The sequence below is a fragment of the Embleya sp. NBC_00896 genome (assembly GCF_045207785.1).
GTDB lineage: Bacteria > Actinomycetota > Actinomycetes > Streptomycetales > Streptomycetaceae > Embleya.
The window spans coordinates 2,013,039-2,028,869 of sequence record NZ_CP108776.1 but is presented as its reverse complement, the minus strand read 5'-3'; the positions used below and the strand labels follow the sequence as shown (position 1 = coordinate 2,028,869).

13 protein-coding genes are annotated in these 15,831 nt (G+C 71.6%); 6 read left to right on the top strand and 7 right to left on the bottom strand.

The features are described from left to right. Positions 1-202 precede the first annotated feature (202 nt). Positions 203-1,588: a hypothetical protein gene (locus OG928_RS09075; protein WP_406281386.1), complete on the top strand. Its 1,386-nt coding sequence runs from the start codon at positions 203-205 to the stop codon at positions 1,586-1,588. 57 nt (positions 1,589-1,645) lie between these two features. Here OG928_RS09075 and OG928_RS09070 read toward each other — a convergent pair whose 3' ends face one another. Together OG928_RS09070 and OG928_RS09065 are read right to left on the bottom strand one after the other, a co-directional pair. Continuing rightward, the gene (locus OG928_RS09070) at positions 1,646-2,302 is read right to left on the bottom strand and encodes a potassium channel family protein (RefSeq protein WP_406281383.1); all 657 of its coding nucleotides are present in this window, start codon (positions 2,300-2,302) and stop codon (positions 1,646-1,648) included. Continuing rightward, positions 2,302-2,964, bottom strand: coding sequence for a potassium channel family protein (locus OG928_RS09065; protein WP_406281380.1), 663 nt, complete (start codon positions 2,962-2,964; stop codon positions 2,302-2,304). Before OG928_RS09065 ends, OG928_RS09070 begins: the two co-directional genes overlap by 1 nt. A 149-nt stretch (positions 2,965-3,113) precedes the next feature. On the opposite strand from OG928_RS09065, the gene OG928_RS09060 reads away from it, so the two are divergent. Both OG928_RS09060 and OG928_RS09055 read left to right on the top strand, forming a co-directional pair. After that, the gene (locus OG928_RS09060) at positions 3,114-5,153 is read left to right on the top strand and encodes an APC family permease (protein ID WP_406281377.1); all 2,040 of its coding nucleotides are present in this window, start codon (positions 3,114-3,116) and stop codon (positions 5,151-5,153) included. Between the two features lie 348 nt (positions 5,154-5,501). Then, positions 5,502-6,860, top strand: coding sequence for a class I SAM-dependent RNA methyltransferase (locus tag OG928_RS09055; RefSeq protein ID WP_406281374.1), 1,359 nt, complete (start codon positions 5,502-5,504; stop codon positions 6,858-6,860). 243 nt (positions 6,861-7,103) lie between these two features. Here OG928_RS09055 and OG928_RS09050 read toward each other — a convergent pair whose 3' ends face one another. Both OG928_RS09050 and OG928_RS09045 read right to left on the bottom strand, forming a co-directional pair. After that, a complete protein-coding gene (locus OG928_RS09050) occupies positions 7,104-8,363 on the bottom strand; it encodes a hypothetical protein (RefSeq protein ID WP_406281371.1) in 1,260 nt (419 codons plus the stop codon). Continuing rightward, a complete protein-coding gene (locus OG928_RS09045; protein WP_406281368.1) occupies positions 8,360-8,716 on the bottom strand; it encodes a hypothetical protein in 357 nt (118 codons plus the stop codon). Before OG928_RS09045 ends, OG928_RS09050 begins: the two co-directional genes overlap by 4 nt. A 296-nt stretch (positions 8,717-9,012) precedes the next feature. Here OG928_RS09045 and OG928_RS09040 point away from each other — a divergent pair, with 296 nt between their 5' ends. Together OG928_RS09040 and OG928_RS09035 are read left to right on the top strand one after the other, a co-directional pair. After that, entirely contained in the window at positions 9,013-9,564 is a 552-nt protein-coding gene (locus tag OG928_RS09040) for a hypothetical protein (RefSeq protein WP_406281366.1), read from the top strand. Positions 9,565-9,582: 18 nt separating this feature from the next. Continuing rightward, positions 9,583-10,506 carry an LLM class F420-dependent oxidoreductase gene (locus tag OG928_RS09035; RefSeq protein WP_406281363.1) on the top strand — a complete coding sequence of 308 codons (924 nt, stop codon included), beginning with the start codon at positions 9,583-9,585 and terminating at the stop codon, positions 10,504-10,506. 88 nt (positions 10,507-10,594) lie between these two features. On the opposite strand, the gene OG928_RS09030 is transcribed toward OG928_RS09035, so the two are convergent. The 3 genes from OG928_RS09030 to OG928_RS09020 form a co-directional block, all read right to left on the bottom strand. Continuing rightward, positions 10,595-12,217 carry a hypothetical protein gene (locus tag OG928_RS09030; RefSeq protein ID WP_406281360.1) on the bottom strand — a complete coding sequence of 541 codons (1,623 nt, stop codon included), beginning with the start codon at positions 12,215-12,217 and terminating at the stop codon, positions 10,595-10,597. Positions 12,218-12,368: 151 nt separating this feature from the next. Further along, positions 12,369-13,139 (bottom strand): hypothetical protein, encoded by a 771-nt coding sequence (locus OG928_RS09025; protein ID WP_406281357.1) that lies wholly within the window; start codon positions 13,137-13,139, stop codon positions 12,369-12,371. 310 nt (positions 13,140-13,449) lie between these two features. Next, on the bottom strand, positions 13,450-14,415 hold the full coding sequence (locus tag OG928_RS09020; protein ID WP_406281354.1) for a PstS family phosphate ABC transporter substrate-binding protein: 966 nt from the start codon (positions 14,413-14,415) through the stop codon (positions 13,450-13,452). A gap of 372 nt (positions 14,416-14,787) precedes the next feature. Here OG928_RS09020 and pstC point away from each other — a divergent pair, with 372 nt between their 5' ends. Continuing rightward, a complete protein-coding gene (pstC, locus tag OG928_RS09015; RefSeq protein ID WP_406281351.1) occupies positions 14,788-15,804 on the top strand; it encodes a phosphate ABC transporter permease subunit PstC in 1,017 nt (338 codons plus the stop codon). Positions 15,805-15,831: the final 27 nt, after the last annotated feature.

Sequence of the window (15,831 nt, the reverse complement as noted above, 5' to 3'; positions counted from 1 at the left end):
CGGATCGATCGCGGAGTGATCAACGGAGTGATCCCGGATCGATCAACGAAGTGATCAACGGAGTGATCATTCCGATGGCGTGATCCGGTCGATTGCGGAGAATTTGGGCCATGAGCGGTCCAATCAGCCATTCCCGCATGATCCCGTAACCGTGCGATTAGCGTCCCAGTTAGACCTCCAGTGGACGAAGGAGGCGGGGACGGTGGCCGGAAACGGTGGCCTCATCGCATTGGTAGCGGAAGCCGGTCTCTCCCGGCGCGAACTGGCCCGCTGGGTCAACATCGTCGCCGAGCGACGCGGGCTGCACCTCGGGTGCAGCCACACCTCGGTGGCGCGTTGGCTCGAAGGCGCCCAGCCGCGCTGGCCGATTCCCGAGTTGTTGGCCGAGGCGCTCGGCCGCCGCTTGGGATGCGAACTGACGGTCATGGACCTCGGGTTGCGCGACAGACGTCCACCGAACCCCGACCCCTTCGACGGGCTGATCGTCGCCCGGACCGCGGCCGATGTCAGACGGGCCGTGGCCGAATTGTCGGAGAGAGACATGAACCGCCGTACCTTCCTGGCCAACACGGCCTTCGGCGTCGGGGCGTTCGCCGCCCCCGCGCTGTTCTGGTCGACCGCATCCAGGGCCGAGGGCGAGCCCGAGAAGCTCGCCTCCCACGGACCCACCACGGTGCGCGACGCCGACGTACTACGCATCCATCAGACCGTCCTCGCGTTTCGCCGACTGGACCGAGCCCAGGGCGGCGGGGACCTGCGGGACACCGTCGTCAACCATCTCAACGGCGTCGCGCGCACCAAACTGGCCGGCTCGTACGGCGACGAGGTGGGCCGCCGGCTGTTTCGTGCGGTCGCCGAACTGACCGAGCTCGCCGGGTGGCTGTCGTTCGATTCCGGTCGGCACGCGCTCGCGCAGCGTTACCACATCCAGGCGCTGCGCCTCGCGCAGGCGGCCGACGACCCGGCGTACGGCGCGTACGTCCTGGCCAACATGGCGTGTCAGGCGGTCTACCTGGGACACGGGTGGGAGGCGGTCCAGCTCGCCCGGGCCGCCGAACAGGGGGCCGGGAGCAGACTGGGCCCGCGCGCGCGGGCGATCGTGTCGTCGATGGAGGCGCGCGGCTACGCGGCCATGGGCGACCGGCGCGGGTGCGAGAAGGCGATGGGCGCCGCCGAGCGGCAGCTGGACGCGGCCGGTCCGGCCCAGGACGACCCGTCGTGGTGCAACTACTTCGACGAGTCGGAGCTCCGGCACGAGTTCGCGCACAGCCATCGCGACCTCGGCCTGCCGGAGAAGATCCACGGCTTCGCGAGCGAGTCGATGAAGCTGCGCCGGGCCGGTGCCTCCCGCCGCTGCGCGCAGGACACCACGTTCATTGCCGCGGCCCACCTGGCACAGGGTGATCTGGACGCCGCGTGCCTCAAGGCGACCGAGGCGTTGCGGATCGCCGGCAACCTGTCGTCGACACAGTGCAACGACTTCCTCGCGGACTTCCGCAGGCAGCTGCGCCCGTACGGCAAGGAGCCGATCGCGCGCGCGTTCAGCGAGGAGGCGGACCAGGTCATGGGTGACCTGGCCGCCGCCTGAGCCGTCGATCGGAAGGCGCCGTCGGTCGGGGTGTGGCCATGAGTCCGCACCCGCACCTCATGCCGACAGCAGCTCCTCCAGTTCCTCTTCGCGGTGCGGCGCCGCGACGAACAGCAGTTCGTCGCCGGCTTCGAGCGAGTCGTCCTTGCCGGGTACCAGCACCCGGCCGTCCCGGATGATCGTCACGAGCGCCGTGTCCTCGGGCCACGCGACGTCGCCGACGCGCGTGCCCACGAGGGCGGCGTCGCCCGGAAGGGTCAGCTCGACGAGGTTGGCGTCGCCCTGGCTGAAGCGCATCAGGCGGACCAGGTCGCCGACGCTCACGGCCTCTTCGACCAGGGCCGACATCAGGCGTGGCGTCGAGACGGCGACGTCCACGCCCCACGCCTCGTTGAACAGCCACTCGTTCTTCGGGTTGTTCACCCGGGCGACCACGCGTGGCACGCCGTACTCGGTCTTGGCCAGGAGCGAGACGACCAGGTTGACCTTGTCGTCGCCGGTCGCGGCGATCACCACGTTGCAGCGCTGCAGCGCGGCCTCGTCGAGCGAGGAGATCTCGCACGCGTCGGCGAGCAGCCACTCCGCCTGCGGCACGCTGTCCACCTTGATGGCGTCCGGTGCCTTGTCGACGAGCAGGACCTCGTGGCCGTTCTCCAACAGCTCGGCGGCGATGGAGCGACCCACCGCGCCCGCGCCCGCGATTGCGACCCGCATCAGCCCTCCTCCGGTGCCTTCTCGAAGGCCGCCTCGACGGCGGCCACATCCGCCTGGTGCATGACCACGTGCACGAGGTCGCCCTCCTGGATCACGGTCTCGGAGGTCGGCAGCACGCCTTCGCCCAAACGGGTGAGGAACGCCACCCGGGCACCCGACGCCTGTTCGAGGCGGCTGATCCGGTGGCCGACCCACGTCGAGCTGACGTGCACCTCGGCGAGCTGCACGCTCCCGGAGGGGTCGCGCCACAGCGGCTCGGCCCCGCTGGGCAGCAGTCGGCGCAGCATCTGGTCGGCGGTCCAGCGGACCGTGGCCACGGTCGGGATGCCCAGGCGTTCGTACACCTCGGCCCGGCGCGGGTCGTAGATCCGCGCCGCCACGTTCTCCACGCCGAACGTCTCGCGCGCGACGCGCGCCGCGATGATGTTCGAGTTGTCGCCGCTGCTGACCGCCGCGAACGCGCCGGCCTCTTCTATACCGGCCTCGCGCAGGGTGTCCTGGTCGAAGCCGATGCCCTTGATCCGGCGGCCGGAGAAGTGCGACCCCAGCCGGCGGAACGAGGAGGGGTCACGGTCGATGACCGCCACCGAGTGCCCCAGTTCCTCGAGCGTCTGGGCCAGCGTGGATCCCACGCGCCCGCAGCCCATGATGACGATGTGCACGGCCGTCCTTCCGGATTTGGTCCGTTGTGCCCGGTCTGATGCTCATTTGTGGTGTTACCAGGGTGGCAGACCTCCGCGAGACGTTACACGTGGGCGCCTTGCGGCATGCCCCCGGCCCGGCGAAAGTTCATTGGCCTACGATCACCTGCGTGTCAAGACTGACCGATCTGTCCAAACGCATCCTTGTCGGCCGAGCCCTGCGCAGCGACAAGCTGCACGAGACGCTCCTGCCGAAGCGCATCGCGCTACCCATCTTCGCCTCCGACGCGCTCTCCTCCGTCGCCTACGCGCCGGACGAAATCCTGCTCACCCTGTCCCTGGCGGGGATGGCGGCGTACCACTTCTCGTGGCAGGTCGGGTTGGCCGTCGTCGTGGTCATGCTGACCGTTGTCGCCTCCTACCGCCAGAACGTGCACGCCTATCCCAGCGGCGGCGGTGACTACGAGGTCGCGAACGTCAACCTCGGACCCAACGCCGGCCTGACGGTGGGCAGCGCGCTGCTCGTCGACTACGTGCTGACCGTGGCGGTGTCCGTCTCCTCCGGCGTGGCCAACATGGCCTCGGCCGTGCCCGCGCTCGAATCGCACAAGGTGCTGATAGCAGTCGGCCTCGTGCTGCTGCTGATGGCGATGAACCTGCGCGGCGTGCGCGAGTCGGGCAAGCTCTTCGCCGTTCCCACCTACGCCTTCATGGTCGCGATCCTGGGGATGACCGTGTTCGGTCTGATCCGCGGCGCCGCCGGGGCGAACATGGAGGCGGAGAGCGCCGGCTTCCATATCGAGGCCGAGGACACCTTCAGCGGCTTCGCACTCGTGTTCCTGCTCCTGCGGACGTTCTCGTCCGGCTGTGCGGCCCTGACCGGCGTCGAGGCGATCAGCAACGGCGTACCGGCCTTTCGCAAGCCCAAGAGCAAGAACGCGGCCTCCACGCTGCTGCTCATGGGCACCATCTCGGTCACCATGCTGATGGGCATGCTCGCGCTCGCCAACATGACCAAGGTGCGCTTCGCGGAGGACCCGGCGACCCAGATCATCGGGGCACCCGCGGACTACGAGCAGAAGACGGTGGTGGCGCAGGTCGCCGACGCGGTCTTCGGCGGGACGTGGCTGGCGCCGCTGTTCTACCTCGTGCTCGCGGTCACCGGGCTGATCCTGATCCTGGCCGCGAACACCGCGTTCAACGGCTTCCCCGTGCTCGGCTCGATCCTGGCCCAGGACCGCTACCTGCCGCGCCAGCTGCATACGCGCGGCGACCGGCTCGCGTTCAGCAACGGCATCATCATGCTGGCCGCGTTCGCGATCGTGCTGATCGTCGCCTTCGAGGCCGAGTCGACCAAGCTGATCCAGCTCTACGTCGTCGGCGTCTTCGTGTCGTTCACGATGAGCCAGGCCGGCATGATCCGGCACTGGACCCGGCACCTGAAGACGGAGCAGGACCCGGCCACCCGCGGGCGGATGAAGCGCAGCCGGGTGATCAACGCGTTCGGCCTGTTCATGACCGGCACGGTGCTCGTGATCGTGCTGGTGACCAAGTTCCTGCAGGGCGCGTGGATCGCGATCGCCGCGATGGGCGTGCTGTTCCTGCTGATGAAGCAGATCCGGCGGCACTACGACCGGGTCGCCACCGAGTTGGCGGCGGTCGAGCAGGACGACACCAAGCTGCCGTCGCGCGTGCACACGATCGTGCTCGTGTCCAAGCTGCACAAGCCGTCGCTGCGCGCCCTCGCCTACGCCCGGGCCGGTCGGCCGAACGTGCTCGAAGCGGTCACCGTCAGCGTGGACCCGAGCGAGACCGAGGCACTGCGGCGCGACTGGGAGGAGCGCGGGATCGAGGTCCCGCTCAAGGTCCTCGACTCGCCGTATCGCGAGGTCACCCGCCCGGTCATCGAGTACGTGAAGTCGGTGCGCCGGTCCAGCCCGCGCGACGTGGTGATGGTGTACATCCCCGAATACGTGGTCGGGCGCTGGTACGAGCAGCTCCTGCACAACCAGAGCGCGCTGCGGCTCAAGGGCCGGCTGCTGTTCACACCGGGCGTGATGGTCACGTCGGTGCCGTGGCAGTTGGAGTCGTCCGAGCGGCTCAAGGAGCCCAAGGCGTGGGTCGCCCCCGGGTCGGTCCGGCGCGGTCCCGCGCGCACGCCGCGTAACAACGACGCCAAGCGCGGCACGGGGGAGCGCCCGGAGGGCTGATCGACGCGGTGTGCGGGCGGTGGGTCATGCGGGGCACCACGGTGGGTCACGGTGGTGGGGTCTTCGTGGCGGTGAGGTCTTCGTGGCGGTGAGGTCTTCGTGACGGTGGGCTCTTCGCGACGGTGAGGTCTTCGCGACGGCGGGCTCTTCGCGACGGCGGGGTCTTCGTGACGGTGGGCGCGGCTTCTTCGGGTAGGGACTACCCTGGAACCGCGCCCACTGCCGTGAGGCGCTTTCTTTGTGTCGTCCCCGGGCGTTCTTTGTGTCGTCCCCGGGCGTCGCCGTCAGGCGCCGCCGGCCGCGGGACACCCCCGAAACCCCCGTTGTACGAGCTGTACGAGGAGTGCCGTGCCTGTCGGATCGACCACCCCCGAATCGGACCAGTCCCTGCGGGGTGAGCGATACGAGGTCGAGATCGGCCCGGTCGCCCACGGCGGGCACTGCGTGGCCCGCTACGAGGGCCGTGTCATCTTCGTCCGGCACGGCCTTCCGGGCGAGCGGGCCGTCGTGGAGATCACCGACGGCGGGCCCACGTCGCGCTTCCTGCGCGGCGACGTGGTCGAGGTGCTCAACGCGTCGCCCGACCGGATCACGCCCGCGTGTCCCGTCGCCGGGCCCGGCATGTGCGGTGGCTGCGACTGGCAGCACGCCACGCCCGCCGCGCAGCGTCGGCTCAAGGGCGACGTGGTGGCCGAGCAGCTGCTGCGCCTGGGCAAGGTCGACGTGCAGGTCGAGGTCGAGGCCGTGGACAGCCCGCCCGGGCAGCCCGAGGGCCTCGGCTGGCGCACCCGCGTGCAGTTCACCGTCGACCCCAAGACCGGCCGCGCGGGGCTGCGCAAGCACCGCTCGCACGACGTCCAGCCGATCGACGCGTGCCCGATCGCGGCGCCCGGTGTCGAGGAGCTCGGCATCGAGGCCCACGAGTGGCCCGGCGTGGCGTCGGTCGAGGCGGTCTCGGCGACCGGTTCGCTCGACCGTGCGGTCACGGTCGTGCCGGCCGAGGGCGCGGACGGTCGGATGCCGATCGTCGAGCTGAACCGCGCGGTGTCGGTGTTCCGCGCCGACGACAAGGGCCGGGTGCGCAAGGTGCACGGTCGTCCCGCCGTGCGCGAGGTGGCCGCGGGGCGGACCTGGAAGGTCTCGGCGGGCGGCTTCTGGCAGGTTCACCCGGCCGCGGCGGACGTGCTCGTGTCGGCCGTGATCGAGGGCCTCGAGCCGCGGCCGGGCGATCTCGCGCTCGACCTGTACTGCGGCGTCGGCCTGTTCGCGGGCGCGATCTCCGAGCGGCTCGCGGACAGTGACACGATCATCGGGATCGAGAGTTCGAAGCAGGCCGTGGAGGACGCGATCCACAACCTGCGGGACGTGCCGGGCGCGCGCTTCGAGACCGGCACGGTGGAGAAGGTACTGAGCCGGCCCGGTTTCCTGCGCCGCGCCGACCTCGTGGTCCTGGACCCGCCGCGCGCGGGTGCGGGCAAGGCGGTCGTGGAGCGGATCGCGCGGCTGACCCCGCGTCGGGTCGCGTACGTGGCATGCGACCCGGCGGCGCTGGCGCGGGACGTGGCGTACTTCGCGAGCTTCGGCTTCAAGCTGCGGTCGGTGCGGTCGTTCGACCTCTTCCCGAACACGCATCACATCGAGTCGGTCGCGATCCTGGAGCCCGGCCCGCGGCCGGCGAAGCGGGACAGCGGTCGCGGTCGGCGTTGATCGTTTCGCTTTGATCGTTTCGCTTGAGTGCCTCGCTTGAGCGCGTCGCTTCGAGCGCGTCGCCGTGATCGCTTTGCTTTGATCGACTGCGCTTCGCTCGCAGATGTTCGGCTACAGGGCCGCCCCGGCTTGGTGGGGCGGGCCTGTCGCGTTTTTTGGGGCGTGGCGGGGCGGGGCGCGGCGGGATAGGGCGGGGCAGGGCGGGTTTGGGTTGCGGGGGGCTTGGGTGGGCTCGGATCGGGGTCAGGTCGGGTGTTCCCACCACTCCTCGGCGCGGCGGGTCGCATAGCGGGTGCCCGAGCGGGGGCGGGTGGACGGGGGGACGGGGGTGCCGCCCAGGGTGGGCGAGGACACCCTGGGCGCTCCGTGGAACGGTGCGACGCCGTCCCGGGCGGTTCCGCCGACCACTCCGGGTGGCGGCTCGGACGCGAGCGCGGCGTCGCGGGCGGTCGCGGGGCCTTCGTCGGTGCTTGCGCGCAGGCCCGGGGCGACCCGGATGCCGGTCACCGGCGGGACGGGCGCCCGGTCGGGGAGTGGGGCGCGGCGTGGTTGCGGGCCGATCCCCGCGGCCCGCACGGGACGGGGCTCGCGGGACAGCGGGACTGCCGCGATCGCGGGAACCGGCGGGGTGGGCGGGTGCGCACGGGCGATCGGGGTGGATCCGCCGATCGTGGTCGATCCGACCGGTGGCGGGCTCGGTGGTGGTGGTGCGGGCGGTGCGGATGGTGTGGTCGCCGCCGGGCACGTCGCCACCGGCGTGGTGACCGGTGGCGGGGTGGGCGGCGGTACCGGTGGTGTGGGCGGTGGTGCGGGCGGTGGTGTGGGGACGCCGCACCCGATCGTCGGGGTGGTGGGTGCGGGTGGGGTGCGGTCCGGGGGCGCGGGCGCTGTCGGGTCGGGGTCGGTGGTCCCGGGTGTCGTGGCGGTGCCGGCGCCGGTGCCGGTCGCGCACGGCTCGGTCGGCAGCGGGGCGGAGCCGGGTGGCGGGACGGCCGTGGCGGGCGGTGTGGCGGGCGGCTGCGGTGTCGTCGGGTCGGTGGTGTCGCACGCGGTCGCGGGGAGCGTGGGCAGGCGCTCGCCGAGGTCGCGGTACACGCCCTCCAGAAGGGTGGCGGCGGCCTGGGCCGTGGTCGGGTCGGTGGCGCTGTCCTGGGCCTCGGTCAGTGCCCGCGCCGCGTCGGACAGCCGCTCGTACAGGGCGGTGCCGTGCGCCGCGAGTCGATCGGCGCGGTCGGCCAGCGCGCGGCAGCGGGCGATGAACCGGTCGGCGCCGGCGCCGGACGTCCACGCGTCGGCGCCGCGCCGGGCGGTCTCCGCGAGCTCGTCCCGCAGTTCGGTGAGGCGTGACGCGGCGAGCCGCCAACCGTCGGCCGCCGACGCGACCCGGCCGGGGTCGGCCGCGTGGATCGCGCCGTACGCGCTCGCGCCCGACGCGCTTGCTCCGGAAGGGGGCGCGCCGGACGTGTTCGCGCCGGGTGCGCCGGCGCAGTCGGTGGTGCTCATCGTGGGGCCGCCGCGCGCAGCACCGTGCCGACGTCGGTCTCGGTGTCGGTGAACCGGTCGGCGGCGCGGCCCAGTTCGGACCGGGTCGCCTCCAACTCGGCGCGGATCTCGGTCAACAGGTCCACCATCCGTGCCGCGGCCCGTCGGTGACGATCCGTCAGCTCGGCGGCGCCGGGCAGCGCGCCCAGCGCGTCGGGGCCCAGCGCGGTGTCCGCCGCGACTCGGGCCGGCTCGGCGAAGCAGCCGCGCGCCAGGTAGTCGGCCCGGATGTTGTGCAGGCGGCGCACGAGACCGTGCAGCTCGCCGGTATCGACCGCGTAGCCGGTCGTGGGATCGCCGTCGGTGCGGGACATGCCACCACCCCCTGATGTGTGCTCGGTCGCCGGTCGCTTTCGGGTGCCGCGTCCGGCTCGGATGAAGCGCTCCCTCGGGAAACGATGAGGTTGGCACGGGGGTCACCGTGCGTGCGGGTGCCCTGTGGACAAACCCGGGGAGCACGTCACCCCGGAGGGTGATTCCGGGCCGAAATCCGCTTGGTTGTCCACAGATTGTTCTGTGCCGAGCGATTCGTCCCACCCTCGGGCGCAGTCTTGAGGCGCCGCGAACACACCGGCCGAGCGCCGGACGAATACCGCACGAGGGAGCGATCATGCACGCCGTCAAGACCTTCGCCGAGTTGGACGACGAGTTGGCGACCGTCGACTCCACCCCCCGCGCGCTGGCCGCGCTCACACTCGCGCTGCACACCGTCCAAGAGGTGGTGCAGGCGTGGAGCGGCAAGCCGGATCGGGGTGGTTGCCTGTGCCGCGTCGCTGACGAACTCGGCGACGCGCGGGAGATCATGGCCCGGATCGTCGGCCCCGAGACCGACACGGTCGTGCCGCTGCCGCTCGGCGACCCGGGCGCCGTGCCGATCTCCGGTGCGGCCCGCGTGCTCGGGCGGGTGGCCAGGGTGCTCACCCTGCTGGCCCGCCAGGGCGTCGCCGACAACCCGTGTGTGGACTGGGAGCGACTGGACCCGGCCGCGCGCCGGGCGTGTGCCGCGGCGTGGGCGATCGTCTTCCGCAACCTGGTCCGACTGCGCGCGGCCGAGGAGACCGCGACCTGGTCGGGAGGACCGCACCGGCACGCACCGGCGATCCCGCCGCGTCGCCGGCGCGATTCGGCACACGTGGTGCCCTTCCCCGCGCGGCTCGCATGATCGGGGGAGGATGGCCGAATGGATCTTCGTATCTTCACCGAACCCCAGCAGGGCGCGACCTACGACACCCTCCTGACCGTGGCCAGGGCCACCGAAGACCTTGGCTTCGGGGCCTTCTTCCGCTCGGATCACTATCTGCACATGAGTGGGGACGGCCTGCCCGGTCCCACCGACGCGTGGATCACGCTGGCCGGACTGGCCCGGGAGACCAAGCGGATCCGACTCGGCACCCTGATGACGGCGGCCACCTTCCGGCTGCCCGGGGTGCTCGCGATCCAGGTCGCGCAGGTCGACGCGATGTCCGGCGGCCGGGTCGAACTCGGCCTGGGCGCGGGCTGGTTCGGGCAGGAGCACGCCGCCTACGGAATTCCCTTCCCACGCGAGAGGTTCGGCCGGCTCGAAGAGCAACTGGAGATCCTGACCGGCCTCTGGGGCACGCCCGTGGGCGCGACCTTCCGCTACGACGGGCGGCACTACTCGTTGGCCGACTCGCCCGCGCTGCCCAAGCCCGCGCAGCGCCCGCACCCGCCGATCCTGATCGGCGGCTTCGGCGCCGAGCGCACGCCGGCCCTCGCCGCCCGGTTCGCGGACGAGTTCAACATCCCGTTCGGGTCGGTCGAGAGCAGCGAGCGGCAGTTCGGCCGGGTGCGCGACGCGCTGGTGCGGCACGGCCGCAAGGCGGACGACATCGTCTTCTCGAACGTGCTCGTGGCGTGCGTGGGCAAGGACGACGCCGAAGTGGCCAGCCGCGCCGCCGCGATCGGCCGCGAGCCCGCCGAGCTCAAGGAGAACGGTCTCGCCGGTTCGCCCGCCGAGGTGGTCGACAGGATCGGCCGCTACGCCGAGGTCGGCGCGACCCGGGTCTACTTCCAGATCCTCGACCTGCACGACCTCGACCACCTGGAGCTGATCGCCTCGGAGGTGATGTCACAGCTCGGCTGAGCCGGCGCCGCAAAAAGGGAAGGGGCCCTGTCGCAGCCCGTGCGCTGCGACAGGGCCCCGCACCGCCCCGTTTCGAGGCGGGTCCCGATCAGGCGGCGGCGGGCGTGTCCTCGTCGCCGTCGCCGTAGCTGCCGCTGCCGGCCAGGAGCGCGCTGCGGGTACCGCGTGAGCGCTGCCACAGCACGCCGCCGGCCAGCAGGAGCAGGCCGCCCGCGGTGCCGAGCAGGCGCGGGTCGAGCAGGGTCCCGGTGCGCGCGAGCGAGCCGCCCCCACCGCCTCCGCTGCCGCCGCCACTGCCGGAGGTGGTGCCGGTGGTGGTGCCCGTGGTGGTGCCCGTGGTGGTGCCCGTGGTGGTGCCGGTCGTCGTACCGGTGGTGGTGCCGGCGGTGTCGCCGGCGGTGCTGCCCGCCGTGTCACCGGCGGTGGTCCCGGCGGTGTCGCCGGCCGTCGTGCCCGCGGTGTCGCCCGCGGTGGTGCCGGCCGTCGAGCCGTTGGTGGCGCCCGCGTGCACCAGCTTCACGGCGAAGGGCACCTCGACCTTCGTCCCCGACGGTGTGGACGTGACGGTCAGCAGGTAGTCCGCGTCGACCCAGGTGGCGGCGGCCCGCGGAAACACGATCTGGTTGTTGACGAAGGTGCCCGTGGCGTTCGTCTTGGTGTCCTTGAGCAGGTCCACGGAGGGGAACGCGGTGTCGTTCTTCTTGGTGATGACGGTGGTGAAGTCCTCGTTCGCCGGGAAGCCCGACAGGCCCAGGGTCGCCGTCACCTGAACGGCCGCGTCGGGGATCGACACGATGCTCGGGCTGAACAAGGCGGCCGGCACGGCCTTCTCGACCACCTTCCACACGCCCGCCGCGGCCAACAGGTCCACCCGGGCGAGGTCTTCCACGACCACGGCCGAGGCGTCGTCCAGGCACTGGACCCGGATGTGGTAATTGCCGTCGACGGGGCCGCCGCTGGGCAGGATTTGCTTGCTCGCAAGCGCGGGCTTGTGATCCGCCGGCAGTGCGACGGGGGTGAATCCGCCGATCCGCGACTCGCTCTCCGAGCCGGGTACCCGCACCCAGAATACGGCCTTGGTGGCCGCCGCGGGGCACGCCTTCCGCGAGGTCAGGGTGGCCTTTTGATCCATCGGGCCGGTGGTGGGGTCGACCACCAGCGCCTCGTCCGACCCGCCGGGCGGTTCGGTGGGCGGATTCGTCGTCGGCGGGGTGGTCGGCGGAGCGGTGGTCGGCGGCGTGGTCGGCGGGGTGGTCGGCGGAGCAGCCACACTCCACGTCCTGCCGTCCGGCCCGTCGGCCGTGGTGATGTCGACCGACGCGGGCTCGCTCAGCAGTTCGCCCAGGGCGTCCACACACTGCGCGGTCATCTTGAACGTGCCTTCCAGCACGTTCGCCGCCAGGAACAGCCGGACCGGCGTCACCCGGTCGGGGATCCGGTCCGCGGGAAGCGGGTCGCCGACGGTGCCGCCGATCAGTCGCGGTTCGGTCAATGTGCCCCCGGAGACGGACCAGCGGAAGCTGACGGCCGGTTCGGCGCAGGGCACCGTGGCCTTCATCGTCACCTTCGTGTCGATCTTGCCGGTGCCCGGAGCGACGACGATCGTCGGCGCCGGAGGGGTGTCGGCCGCCGCCGAGAGCGTCGGCAGCGCCGACAGTACGAGCAGCCCGGCTCCGCACGATGCCAGCACGCGCGCGAGTCTTAGGCTCATCTGGTCAACTCCGTTGGGAAGTAAGGAAAACGGGGACGGATCGCCAGGGCGTGGCTGCGAACACCCGTCGGACCCGGCGGAGGTTCGAGGACACGCCTTGCGGGCCGGCGGGACGAATCCCGGCGGCCCGTGGCGTGTCACCGACGCTTCGTCACCACCACAGGCGGGACGAGTCGAGGGTGATCGCGACCGAGGAGGCCGCGTGCGAGTTCGTGCCGGAGAGCACGAGCGAGTAGGAGCCGTCGGCGAGCGTCGACGGGAGCGTCAGGAGCGCGCCGCCCCACGTGCCGTCGGGAGCGATCTGCGGCTGGAGCGAGACCGGCGTGAGCGTGCCGTCGGCGGCGCGCACGGCGCCGTCCACGTGCTCGGCGGGCGCGAAACCACGGAACAGGACCAGGCCGAAGCGCAGCGCGCCGATCTTGGTCGGCAGCACCCGGGCCTCGGGCGAGAGCGCGGACCACACGCCGCCGTTGACGCGCAGGTCGACCGACGCGGGCTCGGTGATGGTCAGTACACCGTCGACCGTCGTGTAGCACTGGGCGACGAGCTTGTGCGCGACACCCTCCTGCGCCGCCGCGCCGAGCGGGAACAGCGCCCGCGGGCCGACGACCGAGCTGTCCGCGACGTGGTCGGCGGGCAGCGGGGTACCCAGGAACGAACCGCCGAACACCCGCTCGTTGGCGCCCGGCGAGCGCACGACGAACCGGAACGCGGTCGCGTCCGGACCACACGGCACACTCGCGCGCACGGTCGCCTTGCCGGTGTTGTCGGCCGGGCCGTACAGCGGGCCGACCTCGATGGTGCCGGTGGCAGTCGTCGCGGACGAGGTGGCGCCGGAATCCGTGGCGATGGCCGGGACGGCGGCGATCGCGAGCGCGGCCGGAACCGCGACCGTGAGCGCGAGCAGACGACGGAGCTTCATGAAATGCCCTTCCGGGGTCAGTGGGATCGAGCCAAACAGCCCGCGGCGACCCGTGGGGCGACCGCGAGGGAAACGTCAGGGGCCCGTGGTGGTGGATGGGTGAGCGATCCGCCACGGGAGGGTGAACGGCGGGTCGGACGGAGCGTCGACCCTCGGACGCGTCGGCCGCGGCGACCGAAGCCGTCGGCGCGCCCGGTGTACGTGGCGCGCCCGGTGTATGTCGGCCGTGCAGCGGGGCGGGCCGCCCCGAGTCCCCCGACCCGGGACGGCCCGCCGCTGATCACGTGCTGCGATGCGCGCGGGGGACCGGTCAGGCGACGAAGCCGAACGTGGTCCAGATCGGGAGCTGCGCGGGGGCCTTGGCCCAGTTGATGAACGCGATCGTGTCCGCGTCGTTCTCGGTGTCGGCCGGGTCGTAGACGTAGTAGACCGAGCGGTTGCCGACGAAGCCGGCCGCGTTCGGCGCCTTGCCGTCGATGCCGCGCGGGGTGAAGCCGTTGGTGTGGTTGGTCACGCCGGACGCGGGGGTGGTCTGCTCGCCGTACGCGGCCTGCGAGTACGGGATGATCGCGTCGAGCGAGGTGATCTGCGGCGCGTCGCCGCGGTTCTCCTGCGCGGTCTGGATGACGGTCGCGGCGCAGGCGCCGTTGGAGGCCGCCGTCGGGTCGAAGCCCAGGACCTTGTCGATGAACTCCTGGCGGGTGCCCGAGCCGAGCTGCGGGATGTGCTTCTGGATCTGGCCCGACAGGCCCGAGTTGATCTGGTTCCAGTTGGTGATGGAGCAGTTGTAGATGCCCTTGAGCTGGGCCGAGGTCAGGCTCGACGGCGCGCCGGCCTTCTTGGTGGCCCAGGTGACGGCGTCGCCGGCGACCCGGACGAAGGTCAGCGTGGTCTCGGGGGTGCCGGCCTTTGGGCCGCGCGAGGAGCGGGCGAAGTTGAGGCAGTTGGCGCTGGTGCCGGCCCGCTCGGCGAGCAGCGCGTTGATGCCGGCGCTGGAGCCGTTCGGCCACGCGTTGGTGCCGGGACCGTACTGGGTGTTGCACGCGGTCTTGCCGGTGACCTGGCCACCGGCGGGGACGCCCGCGTTCACGGTGATCCAGCTGTTGCCGCCGGGATCGACGTTCGCCTCGTAGTCCGACCCGAGCGCCGCGGTGACGTTCTGGAGGGTGTCGGAACCGGCGTTGACGTAGGTGGCGGCGTTCGCCGAGGCGTTCGCACCGACGACGAGGGCCATGGCGGCACCGGCGGTGCCCAGTACGGTGGCGGTCTTGCGCATGCTGAAGACGCTGGACATTCGAAGTCTCAACTCTCTCTTGGCATTTGCGGGCCGTCGACCGCTGAGGCCGACGCCGACAACGCTGGCAGCGGCGTGATCGTCGTGGGATGTCCGGCAGGGAAACGGCACCGGGCCGCCCGAGGCATCGACGCGAACGGGCCGCGCCTGTAACGGAAACCGGACCTTCGGGCGCTCTCGCGTAACGGACACGACCCCCGCCGTACACCCTCGGCACCGGTTGTTTCCGTAGCGGACAGTCGCCGAGGGGCTGCGCTCTGGTTGTCTCCAGGCGAGGGGCATCCCGGCTCGATCGCCGGGCGACATGACGAACGGTCAGGTCAGCTCGCCACCCGCTTCCAGGAGCCGACTGACATGGCACACCCGACCGTGCACGCGCCGAAGCCACCGGAGTTCGTCGATCGACCCCAGCGGATCGTGGTGCGACGGACCACGGCCGACCACGCGTTCCGCTGGACCACGCGCGGCACCGCGATCCTGGTCCTGGTCCTGCTCGCCGCGATCGGCGGCTACCTGCTGTACCAGGGGAGCAACGCGCTCGACCGGGCCGGCTGGGGATTCCTGACCGAGGACGTGTGGGAGCCCAAGAGCGGCACGTTCGGCGTGCGCGGCCTGCTCACCGGGACCGTGCTGGTCGCCCTGGTCGCGCTGGTGGTCGCGGTGCCGATCGCACTCACCGCGGCGCTGTACATCACCGAGTTCGCGCCCCGCCGGCTGCGCGGCCTGCTCACCACGATCGTCGACCTGATGGCGGCGGTGCCGAGCATCATCTACGGCGTCTTCGGCTTCTTCGTGCTGCAACCCCAGCTGATCCCGGTCAGCCGATGGCTCGCGACGAACCTCGACTTCCTGCCGATCTTCGAGATCCGCACGATCGACGTGAACGCCCGCTTCGTGGACAGCCAGTTCAGCTCGTCGCTGTTCATCTCGGGCGTGGTGGTGTCCACGATGGTCATCCCGATCTGCTGCTCGGTCAGCCGCGAGGTGTTCGGCCAGGCGCCGATCGGCGAGAAGGAGGGCGCGCTCGCGCTCGGCGCCACCCGCTGGGGCGTGATCCGCGCGGTGGTGCTGCCGTTCGGGCGCGGCGGCGTGATCGGCGGCGTCATGCTCGGCCTCGGCCGGGCACTCGGCGAGACCATCGCGGTCGCCATGATCATCTCGTTCAACACCAACTTCTCCTTCCGCATCCTCGACGGCCAGGGCTCGACGATCTCGTCGCTCATCGTCCTGAAGTACGGCGAGGCCGACACCGAGTCGATCTCCGCGCTGATGGCCGCCGGCCTCGCGCTGTTCATCCTCACTCTCGCCGTCAACACCGTCGCCGGCGTCCTTGTCGCGCGCTCGCGCAGCGGCCGGTCCACCGAGATCTGAACAGCGGCTCCACCAGACCCACCACCG

Excerpts from the sequence above, each read along its gene's own strand:
- OG928_RS09070 (WP_406281383.1), bottom strand. The coding sequence starts at position 2,302 with ATGCGGGTCGCAATCGCGGGCGCGGGCGCGGTGGGTCGCTCCATCGCC.
- OG928_RS09050 (WP_406281371.1), bottom strand. The coding sequence starts at position 8,363 with ATGAGCACCACCGACTGCGCCGGCGCACCCGGCGCGAACACGTCCGGC.
- OG928_RS09045 (WP_406281368.1), bottom strand. The coding sequence starts at position 8,716 with ATGTCCCGCACCGACGGCGATCCCACGACCGGCTACGCGGTCGATACC.
- OG928_RS09040 (WP_406281366.1), top strand. The coding sequence starts at position 9,013 with ATGCACGCCGTCAAGACCTTCGCCGAGTTGGACGACGAGTTGGCGACC.
- OG928_RS09035 (WP_406281363.1), top strand. The coding sequence starts at position 9,583 with ATGGATCTTCGTATCTTCACCGAACCCCAGCAGGGCGCGACCTACGAC.
- OG928_RS09030 (WP_406281360.1), bottom strand. The coding sequence starts at position 12,217 with ATGAGCCTAAGACTCGCGCGCGTGCTGGCATCGTGCGGAGCCGGGCTG.
- OG928_RS09025 (WP_406281357.1), bottom strand. The coding sequence starts at position 13,139 with ATGAAGCTCCGTCGTCTGCTCGCGCTCACGGTCGCGGTTCCGGCCGCG.
- OG928_RS09020 (WP_406281354.1), bottom strand. The coding sequence starts at position 14,415 with ATGCGCAAGACCGCCACCGTACTGGGCACCGCCGGTGCCGCCATGGCC.
- pstC (WP_406281351.1), top strand. The coding sequence starts at position 14,788 with ATGGCACACCCGACCGTGCACGCGCCGAAGCCACCGGAGTTCGTCGAT.